Here is an 11,382-nt window from a genome sequence, read left to right on the forward strand (position 1 = left end):
GCATCAACTTTTGTCGATTTGATCGAAAGTCGCCGGTCAGGCGCGTCGGTCGATCGCCTGCCCGGCCAGCGCAACCAAGGCCGCGCGGGCCTCGTCGGCCACCGCGGCGCTCTGCAGGGCGGAGAGCGCGGCCTCGGTCCGGACCCGGATCATCTGCTCGATCCGCTCCCGGGCGCCGGTCGCCTCGATGATGTCGCGCAGCTCCGCCGCGCCATCGGCGTCCAGCCCCGGGTTGCCGAACAACTCCCGCAGCCGGATGGTCTGCGGCCGGTCGGCGGCGCTGCGGGCCAGCGCCATCATCACAGTGGGCTTGCCCTCACGCAGGTCGTCGAGGACCGACTTTCCGGTGACCGCCGGGTCGCCGAACACGCCCAGGACGTCGTCACGGAGCTGGAACGCGTCACCAAGCGGGTCACCGAACTCGCCCAGCGCGGCGATCAACTCCGGGCCCGCGCCGGCCAGGGCCGCGCCGATCTGCAACGGCCGGGTGACCGTGTACCGGGCAGCCTTCATCCGGATCACGGTGAGCGCGCTGGCCACCGAGCCGTCACCCACACCCGAGACCAGGTCCAGGTACTCCCCTGCGATCACCTCGGTACGCATCAGCGCGAACACGCTGTACCCCCGGTGCACCTCCTCGGTGCTCAGCCCGCACTCGTGGAACATCTGATCCGACCAGGCGGCACAGAGGTCCCCGCAGAGCAGCGCTGTGTTGCGGCCGTACGCCTCGGGGTCACCGCGCCACGACGAGCGGGCGTGCAGGTCGGCGAAGAGCCGGTGCACCGACGGCTCACCCCGGCGGCGGTCGCTGCCGTCCAGGATGTCGTCGTGGATCAGCGCGAACGCGTGGAACAGCTCCAGGGCCGCCGCGGCCACCACGATCGGGGTGCCGTCGGCCGCCCCCGCGCCACGCCAACCCCAGTAGCAGAAGAGCGGCCGCAACCGCTTGCCACCGGCCAGCACGAACCGTTGCAGCGCGGTGAACACGCCACGCGGCGCCCCGTCCGGCCAGTCCGGGCCCTGCCGGCTGAGAAACCCGGCCAGCTCCGCGTCGAAGCGCGCCCGCAGCCCGCTGGCGTCGGTGGGCGCGACGGTGACCGTCATGAGCCCTCCCCCGACCCGCCCGTACCGCCCGGGCTCAGCCCGGCCAGCTCCAACAGCAACGCCTTGACCTCGGTCGCCGCGATCTTGTCCCGGGCCGCTGTCGGGTCGGAGCAGAGCAGCACCGGGCCGTCCGCCGGGTCGCCCGGCAGCCGCCCGTGCGAGCCCCGCACCGCCCGCGCGCCGGCGTCCAGGCCGACAGCGCTCATCAGGTACCGCATGCCGAGCTTCTTGCGGGCCAGGGCCACCCCGGCACGAGCCTTCGCGGCACCGGGGTTGGCCGGGTCGAAGAACAACTCGGCCGGGTCGTACCCGGGCTTGCGGTGGATTTCCACCAGCCGGGCGAAGTCCGGTGCCTGGGCGTCGTCCAGCCAGTAGTAGTAGGTGAACCAGGCGTCCGGCTCGGCGACCAGCACCAGCTCACCGGCGCGCGGATGGTCCAGCCCGTGTGCGGCCTTGCCCTCGGCGTCGAGCACCTCGGCCACCCCGGGCAGGCCGGCGCAGAGCTTCGCCACCGCCGGCACGTCGGCCGGGTCCTTGACGTAGACGTGCGCGATCTGGTGGTCGGCGACAGCGAACGCCTTCGACGTCCACGGGTCGAGGTATTCCATGCCCGCCTGGGTGTGCACCCGCAACAGGCCCTCGGCGCGCAGCAGCCGGTTGACGTCCACCGGGCGGGACACGTCGGTGATGCCGTACTCCGACAACACCACCACTGTCGCGTCCCGCGCTCGGGCGGCGTCCAGGAGCGGACCGAGCACCGCGTCCAGTTCCGCCGCCGCGGCGGCGGCCTGGGCCGACGACGGGCCGAAGCGTTGCAGGTCATAGTCGAGGTGCGGAACGTAGACAAGCGTCAGGTCGGGTGACACGTCGGCGAGGAGCTGCTCGGCCGCCTGGCAGATCCACCGCGACGACGGCAGCCCGGCGGTCGGCCCCCAGTAGGTGAAGAGCGGGAACGTGCCCAGCCGCCCGGTGAGCGCGTCGTGCAGCTCCGGCGGGTCGGTGTAGCAGTCCGGCTCCTTGCGCCCGTCGGCGTAGTAGACCGGGCGGGGTGTCACCGTCCAGTTGACGTCCGCGCCCATGGCGTACCACCAGCAGACGTTGGCCACCGTGTAGCCGGGTTCGGCCCGACGGGCGGCCTGCCAGAGCTTGTCCCCGCCGACCAGCGCGTTGTGCTGCCGCCACAGCAACACCTCGCCCAGCTCCCGGAAATACCACCCGTTGCCGACGATCCCGTGCCCGCTGGGCGGCTCGCCGGTGAGGAAGGTGGACTGCACCGAGCAGGTCACTGCGGGCAGCACGGTGCCCAGCTCGGCTCGGAAGCCGCCGTCGGCGACCCCCCGCAGTCGAGGCATGTGCGCCAGTAGTCGGGGCGTCAACCCCACCACGTCGAGCACCACCAGTCGCCGGCTCATCGCTTCACCCCCATGCTCACGGTTCGCTCTGCGGTCAGGCCGAGGCCGACCAGTTCGTCCCGGGCGAAGGCCAGTTCCGCGGCGATGCCGGCGGCCAGCTCCCCGTCGGTGCCGGGCCGTCGTGCGGCCGGCAGCACCCCCCAGGTGTACGTCTCGACGTCGAGGTGGTCGCAGCCGGCGCTCGGGCCATCGAAGAGCGCTCTCAGGGCTGCGCGGAGCACCGGCAGGGTCGAGCCGAGCGGCTCCTCGGGTGGGGCGTGCAGGGGCACGTGGTAGTGCACCCGCCACGGTCCGGGCAACACCCGGTCCAGCGCCTCGTCCAGGTCGTCGGCCGCGTACGCCGGGTCGGCGGGGTCGGCCAGACCGGCACAACCGGCGCCCCGGGTCTGGTGCAGGAAGCGCGGCTCCACCCAGCGGCGCAACGCCTCGGCCCCGCCCTCCGGGTCGGCGGCCTCGACGGCGGCCGAGACCTGCACCTTCACCACCGGCAGTCCGGCCGCCCGCAGTCGCTGCAGCGCCTCGGCCGGCTCCTCCCAGGCGCAGGCCAGGTGGGCCAGGTCGAGGCAGACACCCAGCCGTTCGGTGTCCATCCCGGACAGCAACGCGGCCGCCTGACCGGTGCTCTCCACGACGCAGCCCGGCTCCGGTTCGAAGGCGACGCGCACCTCGCGGCCGGTGTCCCGTTGCACGGTGGCCAGGCCGGTGGCCAACTGGTCCAGCCGGCGTCGGGCCGCGTCGGCCCGGCCGGTGTCCCAGGGTTGACGCCAGGCCAGCGGCAGGGTGGAGATCGAGCCCCGGGCGGCGTCGTCGGGCAGCAGGTCGGCGAGCACCCGGGCCAGATCCAGGGTGTACGTCAGGCGCTGTTCGGAGGTCCAGTCCGGGTGGTACACGTCCTGTTTGACCACCGGCGCCTGGAAGGCCGCGTACGGGAAGCCGTTGAGGGTGACCACCTCCAGGCCGCGCGCGTCGAGTTCGGCGCGGAGCCGGCGACGCAGCGCCGGGTCGGCGGCCAACTCGGCGGCGGCCGGGGCGGCCAGCCACAAGCCGAGCCCGAGCAGGTCGCTGCCCAGCGCCTCGCGGACCGGCACCGCGTAGGTGTCCAGTTGACCGAGGATGCCGGCGAGGTCCTCGGCGGGGTGCACGTTTGTGCAGTAGCCCAGGTGGACGGTCTCACCGCCGGCATGTCGCAGCCGCATCAGCTGCCGCCGCGCAGGATCGAGTTGCCGGTCTGCGGGTCCACGGCGGCGGCGACGTCCAGGTCGCTGAGGTCGAGCCGCCCGGACTGCCCGTAGAACTCCACCGGGTTTCGCCACAGCACCTTGTCGACGTCGTCGTCGCTGAAGCCGGCCAGCAGCATCGCCTCGCCGGTGGCCCGGGTCAGCAGCGGGTCGGAGCGCCCCCAGTCGGCCGCCGAGTTGACGAGCATCCGTTCCGTGCCGTACGCCCGCAGCAGCTCCACCATCCGCTGCGGGGTCATCTTGGTGTCGGGGTAGATGGAGAAGCCCAGCCAGCAGCCGCTGTCGCGGACCAGCTTCACTGTCACCTCGTTGAGGTGGTCGACGACCACCCGACCGGCGTCGATGCCGGACTCGGCGACCACGGCGAGGGTCCGCTCGCAGCCACGCGCCTTGTCCCGGTGCGGGGTGTGCACCAGCGCCGGAAGCTCGTACGCCACAGCGAGGGCGAGCTGCGCCGCGAACGCCTCGTCCTCCTCGGGCGTCATCGAGTCGTAGCCGATCTCGCCGACCGCCACCACCGCGTCCTTGTCCAGGTAGCGGGGCAGCAGGTCGAGGACCGGGCGGCAGCGCGGATCGTTGGCTTCCTTGGGGTTCAGCGCGATGGTGGCGAAGTGGCGCACCCCGAACTGCCCGGCCCGGAACGGCTCCCAGCCGATCAGCGAGTCGAAGTAGTCGGTGAACGAGGCGGCGCTGGTACGCGGCTGACCCAGCCAGAACGCCGGCTCCACCACCGCGCGCACACCGGCGGCGGCCATTCGTTCGTAGTCGTCGGTGGTGCGTGAGGTCATGTGGATGTGGGGGTCGAAGATGCGCATTCACGCCTCCCGGGGCAGTGCGGCGGTGAGCCGGTCGAGCAGGTCGGTGGCGTCGGCGGGCAGCTCCCGGCCGGCGGCGTGCCGTTCGGCGGCCAGCGCGGCCAGCATCGCGGTCAGCTCGCTGTCGGCCCGGGTGTCCAGATCGGCCACGGTGGCCAGGGGGACGCCGCTGAACACGCACTTGAGCACCGCCTGCCGCCAGGCGGCCTGGTCGAGGTGCTGGGCGTACGGGCCGAGCGCGGCGGCGACCAGCCGGGTGTCGTTGGTCCGGATCGCGTCGTGCAGCAACGGCACCCCGTCGGCGCCGATCGGCAGCAGCGGCAGGGCCCGCAGCACGGCTCGTCGTTCGGCGGCGTCACCGTGCTGGTAGAGGCGCTCGGCGTACGCGGCGTGCTCGCCGGGCAGGCTGACCAGCAGCAGCACCCGGGCCGCGTCGTCGGCGGTCCAACCGGGGGCGTCGGGCAGCGCGGCCCGACCGCAGCGTCGGCCGGCGGCGGGAAAGAGCCGGGTGATCGCGGTGGGCTCGGTGGTGACCCGGCGCAGCGCCGTGTCCAGCCAATCGGGATCGGGTACGCCTCCCAGCGCGGCCCGTAGTGAATCCGGTGTCATCCCGTCTCCTCCCCTTGTGCTGCTCCCCGGTGCCTCGCCACCCTTTGCTCTGCACCTACATATGCACCGGGGCCTCTTCGGTGGTCTTCGCCGCAGTGGTCTTCGCCTCGGCGGTCGTCGCCTCAGCGGATGTCGCCTCGGCGGATGTCGCCTCGGCGGATGTCGCCTCAGTGGCCGTCGCCTTGGCGGATGTCGCGGCGGCGGGTGTTCCCTCGGCCGTTGGCGCCTCGGCGGGTGCAGAGCAAAGGCTGCGGGCAGGGTGGCGATCGGTGGCCGTCGCGGCGGCGGCGCGCAGGAACTCGATCGACCGGGCGGCCACGGCGGGCGCGGCGTGCGAGTCCCGGGGCAGCTCGACGGCGACCAGGCCGCGGTACCCGGCGTCGCGCAGCGCGGCCAGCACCGGCGGGAAATCGATCTCGCCGACGCCGAACTCCAGGTGCTCGTGCACGCCCCGGCGCATGTCGTCGATCTGCACGTTGACCAGGTGGTCGGCCACTTCGGCGACGCACTGCGGCACCGGCCAGGGCTCCAGGCACCGGCAGTGGCCGATGTCGAGGGTGATGCCGAAGCGGGCCGGGTTGTCGAGCGCGGCGTGCAGCCGACGCCAGTCCGCGATGTCCTGCACCAGCATGCCCGGCTCCGGTTCGAAGCCGACTGTGACGCCGGCGACGTCGGCCGCGTCGACAACTGTGGCGCAGCCGGCCACCAGCCGGTCCCAGGCGCACTGCGGTGACACCGTCTCGGGTCGGACCCCGGCCCAGAACGAGACCGCCTCCGCGCCCAGGTCGGCGCCGATCCGCACGGCCCGGCGCAGGAACTCGATCCGCCGGGTCGGGTCGTCGTGCAACAACGTCGGGGCGTGCTTCTGCCACGGGTCGAGCAGATAGCGGGCCCCGGTCTCGATGACCACCGCCAGCCCCAGCGACTCCAACCGTCGACCGACCGCGGCGACCCGCCGGGTGAGCCCGGGCGCGAACGGGTCCAGGTGGTCGTGGTCCAGGGTGAGCGCCACCCCGTCGTAGCCGAGATCGGCGATGACGGTGAGGGCGTCGTCGAGCCGGTGGTTGGCGAAGCCGTTCGTGCCGTAGCCGAGGCGCAGCGTGGTGGCGTCGGCGACCGGCGCGCCGCCCCGGGGCTCGGGGACGCTCATGTCGGGGAGACCTTCCGGGCCAGCCGTCGCCCCAGCGGCGCGGCCGCCGCGACGGCCACCCCGAGCAGACCTGCTCCACCCCGCGCGGTGAGGGCCCCCTGGAGGGCCGGCAACCCGGTGATCCCGGCGCCGACGGCCGCGCGGACCCGCCCGGCCGACGGGTCCCGGACCACCTCGGCCTGGGCCGCGCCGTAGCGGGCCGCGTACCAGCCGGCCAGCACTGCGGGCAGCGCCGCCGCGATCGTGGCCGAGCGGCTGCGACCCGCGCGCACGCCGGCCGCGTCGACGGTCCCGGCCCGGTCGGTGGCGCCGGCCCGGTCCGCGGCGCGTCGGGCGCCCGGCACGGCGACGGCGGCACTGGCGGCGACCAGCGCGGTGCCGGCGAGGGTACGCATCGGCAGGGTGGCGTCGGCGCCGCTGACCTCCCGACGGGACAGCGCGGTGACGGTCCAGGTGTGCGCGGCGACGGTGGCCGCCGCCGGCAACGCCCGGGTCATCCGGCCACCGGACGCGCCGAGCAGCACGTCCAGCCCTCGGCAGGCGGCCATCACGGCCGGGCCGGCTGCGGTGTTCTTGGCCAGCAGGTCGTACCCCCAGATGGTGGCGGCCAGCGGCACGGCGAGGGCGACGGCGCGGCGACCGCCCACGGCGGCGGCCAGGCCCACGCCGGCGGCCGTGAGGCCCGCCGCGAGACCGACAGCGGCGGCCGGGGTGACCCGCCCGCTCGGGATCGGCCGCTCGGGCCGCTCCTCGGCGTCCAGGCGCCGGTCGGCCCAGTCGTTGGCGGCCATGCCGGCCCAGTAGAGCAGCACCGACGCGCCGGCCAGGGCAGGGGTACGCGGGCTCAACGCGCCGGCCGCCGCGGCCCCGGCGATCACGTCACCGGGCACCGAGAGCGCCGCCGGAGCGCGGACCAGCTCGGCGAGGTCAGCCAACGTTGTCATGGGCACCGTCCCCGCCGTGTAGTTGCCGGGTGAAGGCGGTCAGCCGGGCCCACTGCTCGCCCAGCGAGTGGGTGGGCGCGCCCAACGGGTCCTTGAAGAAGAAGCCCAGGTCGGCCAGCGGCCCCACCAGGCCGGCGGCGTGCGCGGCGGCGGTGAGTCGGGCCAGGTCGAGCACCAGCGGCGCGGCCAGCGCGGAGTCGCAGCCGTGCCAGGTGAACTCCATCCGCATGCCGGTGCCGAGGAAACCGCTGAAGGTGATCAGATCCCAGGCGGTCTTGAAGTCGCCCAGCTCCTCGACGTACTCGATGCGGGTGCCGCCCTGCGGGACGTAGCCCAGCGTCTCGCCGAGCACCCGCTGCTTGCTCTGCACCTTCGCCGCGTTGGCGGCCGGGTCGGCGAGGGTGGCGCCGTCGCCACCGCCGAGCAGGTTGACCCCGGACCAGGAGCCCACGGCCAGGTTGCGCATCGCGAACATCGGCGCGAGCACCGACTTGACCAGGGTCTCCCCGGTCTTGCCGTCATGCCCGGCGTACGGCAGTCGGGCCTCCTCGGCCAGCGCGGCCAACGCCGGCAGCCGCAGCCCGGTGGACGGGGTGAAGTCGACGTACGGGCAGCCGGCCGACAGTGCCGCGTACGCGTAGAGGGAGCTGACCGGCAGCACCTCGTCCGGCCCGTCGAGGGCGGCACGCAGCGCGGCCGGATCGGCGTGCCCAGGGTGTGGTCGAGGGGCCGGCTCGGTGGCGGAGACGTTGACCACCACCACCCGGTCCAGCTGGTGGCGTTCGCGGAAGCTGGTCAGATCGCGGACCACTGCGGCGGCCCGATCGGCCTGGGTGTCGCCGACCGGCGCGGGGCGCAGCTCCTGCTCGACCACGCCCAGCTCGGCGCGGAGCGCGGCGACCAGCCGCCAGGGGATGACTCCGGCGTCGGCCAGCGCCTCGGCGCGCTTGCACAGCGGGGTGGTGGCGAGGTCGTGTCCGCCGAAGACCAGATCGGCGAAGGCGGGAAGGGCCGGGCCGCGCAGCTCGGGAAGCTCGGTGACGCAGCCGGTGGGCCCAGCCAGGCCGGCCCGCAGCGCGAGCCCCCCGACGATGCTGGTGGTCGCGACGGAACCGCGCGCCCCTACCAGCCAGACACCTGTTCGCATGGTGCTCCTTCCCCATTCACGAGGAACCGTCGGTACCGCTAAATATAGGAATATCAGAATATGTTTCGGAAAGATACGGCCCGGTTTCGGAAATAGCCCGGGTGGATGGGCCCCGTCCGCCCGTCCCGCACCGGAACAGCACCGGCTTCCGACGTCGGCGTCGGCGGCGACGACGACGGACCGGATCCCGGCAGGTACGAGCAGACGGGGCTGGTAGGCAGGGTCGGGTCGGCGTCTCGACCCTGCCTCCCCCGCATCCGCCGGTCGGGGCGTTGGCACGCCCCGGCCGGGCGTCTCAGGCCGCCGCGCGCACCGGAACACCTACCGAACCACGACCCGCCGGGAACCGGCGAGGGGGTGCGATACGGGTGGGGGCAGCGGCGGGCGGTGTCATCAGGTCCTCCGGAGGTCACCGGTGGTGGCGGTCCTCCGGTGCGGCCGGGGAATCCCGGTCCGGTCGCACCGGACGACCGTCCTGCTCGTGCGCCACCGGGCCGTGGGGCCCGGCTGCACGCTCTCCGCTGCCGACCTCTGGCCCGACCACGGGGCGCAATCCGTGGCTGGTCCCTCGCCGGTCGGCTTCGGAAAGCCGGTCGGGCGACGGCGGTGCGAACACCGCCGTCGCGGATGGTCGATGGTCAGACAGCCGCCGCGGTCAGCGTCGGTTCCACCTCGGCCCAGGAAGAGCCGAGCTCCGCCGAACGGGCCACCGCGTCCAGCACCAGCTGGACCTGCAACGCGTCGGCGAAGGAGGGAGTCGGGTCGACACCGGTGGCGACCGCCTCGATGAAGTCGCGCATCTCGTGCGTGAACGAGTGCTCGTAGCCGATGATGTGGCCCGGGGGCCACCACGCCGACATGTACGGGTGCTCGCCCTCGGTCACCAGGATGCGGCTGAAGCCCTGCTCCACAGCCGGGCGGGTCGCGTCGTAGAACTCCAGCTCGTTGAGGCGCTCCAGGTCGAAGACCACGCTGCCCAGCGAGCCGTTGATCTCGACCCGCAGCGCGTTCTTACGGCCGGTCGCGAACCGGCTCGCCTCGTACGTGGCCAGGGCGCCACCATCGAGCCGCGCCACGAAGACCGCGGCGTCGTCGACGGTGACCGTCCCGGTGGGCGCGGTGCGGCCGTCCACAGTGGCCGCCAGACCGCTCGACTCGGCCGGCAACGGCCGCTCCTTGACGAAGGTCTCGGTGACCGCGCTGACGCCGCTGATCCGCTGGCCCGTGACGAACTGGGTCAGGTCGATGATGTGCGCCCCGATGTCACCGAGCGCGCCGGAGCCCGCCCTGTCCTTCTGCAACCGCCAGACCAGCGGGAACTGCGGGTCCACAATCCAGTCCTGCAGGTACGTCGCACGGACGTGTCGAATCACCCCGAGCCGTCCGTCGGCGACCAACTGGCGCATCATCGTGACCGCGGGGACCCGGCGGTAGTTGAACCCGCACATCGACCGCACTCCGGTGGCCCGGGCGACGTCCGCCGCAGCGGTCATCGCCCGTGCCTCCTCCACCGAGTTGGCCAACGGCTTCTCGCACAGGACGTGCTTGCCGGCGGCCAACGCGGCGAGAGCGATCTCGGCGTGACTGTCGCCCGGGGTGCAGATATCGACGACGTCGATGTCGTCCCGGTTGATCAGGTCACGCCAGTCGGTGGTGTACGCATCCCAGCCGAGCGTGTCGGCGGCATCCGCCACCTTCGCTGTGTCTCGGCCGCAGATCAACGCCATCCGGGCTCGCGCCGGCAGGTCGAAGACGCGGTTCACGGTGCGCCACGCCTGCGAGTGCGCGGCGCCCATGAACGCGTAGCCGACCATGCCGACCCGCAGTTCTCTGTCTGTCGTGGACAAGGTGGGTCTCCCCCCGGTATGTCAGAACCCGAGCTTGTCGTAGCTGCTCGCGTTCTCCTTGGTGATCGTCTCCGAGGCCAGGGTCACTTCCTTGGGCACCTGCAGCTCCGTCAGGTCGCCCAAGCCCCGGCCCTGCGCGATGAGCCGCGCGAGGGAGACCGCCGACGAGGCCATCGACGGGTTGTAGGTGACAGTGGCCTTCAGCACGGTGTTGTCGGCCTTGATCGCGTCGATCGCGAGCTTGGAGCCCGCGCCGCCGACCATGAAGAACTCCGACCGGTTGGCCTGCTTGACCGCCGCGAGGACACCGATGCCCTGGTCGTCGTCGTGGTTCCAGATAGCGTCGATCTTCGGCAGCGCCTGGAGCAGCTGGGACGCCTCGCGCTGACCGCTGTCCGAGGTGAACTCGGCCGAGCGACGGTTGTTCACCTTGAACCCGTAGGTCGCCAGCGCCGCCGCGAAGCCGGCGCTGCGCTCGACGGTCAGCGGGATCTCCAGACCGGCGATCTCACCGATGATCGGGTTGGCGACGCCCTTGGCCTTGAGCTGCTTGCCGATGAAGTGCCCGGCCGAGACGCCCATGCCGTAGTTGTCACCCTTGATGACCAGCCGCGAGGCCAGCGCGTCGGGGAACGCCCGGTCGAGGTTCACGATCGGGATGCCGGCCTGCATCGCCTGGAGGGCAACGGCGTTGACCTCCTTGCCGTCGTGCGGCAGCACGACGATGATGTCCGGCTTCTGGGCGATCAGGGTGCCGAGCGTGGAGCGCTGGGCCTCGGAGTTCGACCCGCCGTCGACCTCCTTGAACTCCACGTCCGAGTAGGCAGCGGCCTGCGCCTTGGCGTTGGCGTGGATCGCGCCCATCCAGCCGTGGTCGGCGGCCGGGGCGGAGAAGCCGATGACCACCTTCTTGCCCGGGGCGTTGTTGCCTTCACTGTCTCCGGCGGCCTTGGTCTGGGTGCTGGCGGCCGGGGTCTCGTTGCTGGTGCAGGCGGTGAGAAGGGTGGCAGCGCCCACTGCGGCTCCACCGAAGAGCAACCGGCGGCGCGACAGGTCGCGACTGTGCTGGGTCATGAATGACCTCCTGGGAGCGGGATTTGACTTAGTGAGGGTGTG

Annotated in this window: 10 protein-coding genes; all 10 read right to left on the bottom strand. The window is 72.8% G+C overall.

What is annotated here, in order from left to right; all coding sequences use genetic code 11:
• Positions 1–36: 36 nt before the first annotated feature.
• A complete protein-coding gene (locus ABZU74_RS14245) occupies positions 37–1,104 on the bottom strand; it encodes a polyprenyl synthetase family protein (RefSeq protein WP_355422842.1) in 1,068 nt (355 codons plus the stop codon).
• A complete protein-coding gene (locus ABZU74_RS14250) occupies positions 1,101–2,516 on the bottom strand; it encodes a nucleotide pyrophosphatase/phosphodiesterase family protein (protein WP_355422845.1) in 1,416 nt (471 codons plus the stop codon). Before ABZU74_RS14250 ends, ABZU74_RS14245 begins: the two co-directional genes overlap by 4 nt.
• The gene (gene eboE / locus ABZU74_RS14255) at positions 2,513–3,712 is read right to left on the bottom strand and encodes a metabolite traffic protein EboE (RefSeq protein WP_355422848.1); all 1,200 of its coding nucleotides are present in this window, start codon (positions 3,710–3,712) and stop codon (positions 2,513–2,515) included. The genes ABZU74_RS14250 and eboE overlap by 4 nt, the downstream gene beginning before the upstream one ends.
• The gene (locus ABZU74_RS14260) at positions 3,712–4,569 is read right to left on the bottom strand and encodes a TatD family hydrolase (RefSeq protein ID WP_355422851.1); all 858 of its coding nucleotides are present in this window, start codon (positions 4,567–4,569) and stop codon (positions 3,712–3,714) included. Before ABZU74_RS14260 ends, eboE begins: the two co-directional genes overlap by 1 nt.
• Entirely contained in the window at positions 4,570–5,178 is a 609-nt protein-coding gene (locus ABZU74_RS14265) for an EboA domain-containing protein (protein WP_355422854.1), read from the bottom strand.
• A gap of 55 nt (positions 5,179–5,233) precedes the next feature.
• Entirely contained in the window at positions 5,234–6,328 is a 1,095-nt protein-coding gene (locus ABZU74_RS14270; protein WP_355422857.1) for a sugar phosphate isomerase/epimerase family protein, read from the bottom strand.
• On the bottom strand, positions 6,325–7,272 hold the full coding sequence (locus tag ABZU74_RS14275) for an SCO3242 family prenyltransferase (RefSeq protein ID WP_355422860.1): 948 nt from the start codon (positions 7,270–7,272) through the stop codon (positions 6,325–6,327). Before ABZU74_RS14275 ends, ABZU74_RS14270 begins: the two co-directional genes overlap by 4 nt.
• The gene (locus ABZU74_RS14280; RefSeq protein WP_355422863.1) at positions 7,256–8,419 is read right to left on the bottom strand and encodes an inositol-3-phosphate synthase; all 1,164 of its coding nucleotides are present in this window, start codon (positions 8,417–8,419) and stop codon (positions 7,256–7,258) included. The genes ABZU74_RS14275 and ABZU74_RS14280 overlap by 17 nt, the downstream gene beginning before the upstream one ends.
• A gap of 638 nt (positions 8,420–9,057) precedes the next feature.
• On the bottom strand, positions 9,058–10,266 hold the full coding sequence (locus ABZU74_RS14285) for a Gfo/Idh/MocA family oxidoreductase (RefSeq protein ID WP_355422866.1): 1,209 nt from the start codon (positions 10,264–10,266) through the stop codon (positions 9,058–9,060).
• Between the two features lie 21 nt (positions 10,267–10,287).
• Positions 10,288–11,340 carry a substrate-binding domain-containing protein gene (locus ABZU74_RS14290; RefSeq protein WP_355422869.1) on the bottom strand — a complete coding sequence of 351 codons (1,053 nt, stop codon included), beginning with the start codon at positions 11,338–11,340 and terminating at the stop codon, positions 10,288–10,290.
• Between the last annotated feature and the right edge of the window lie 42 nt (positions 11,341–11,382).

This window comes from Micromonospora sp. NPDC005171, assembly GCF_040608575.1.
Taxonomy (GTDB): domain Bacteria; phylum Actinomycetota; class Actinomycetes; order Mycobacteriales; family Micromonosporaceae; genus Micromonospora.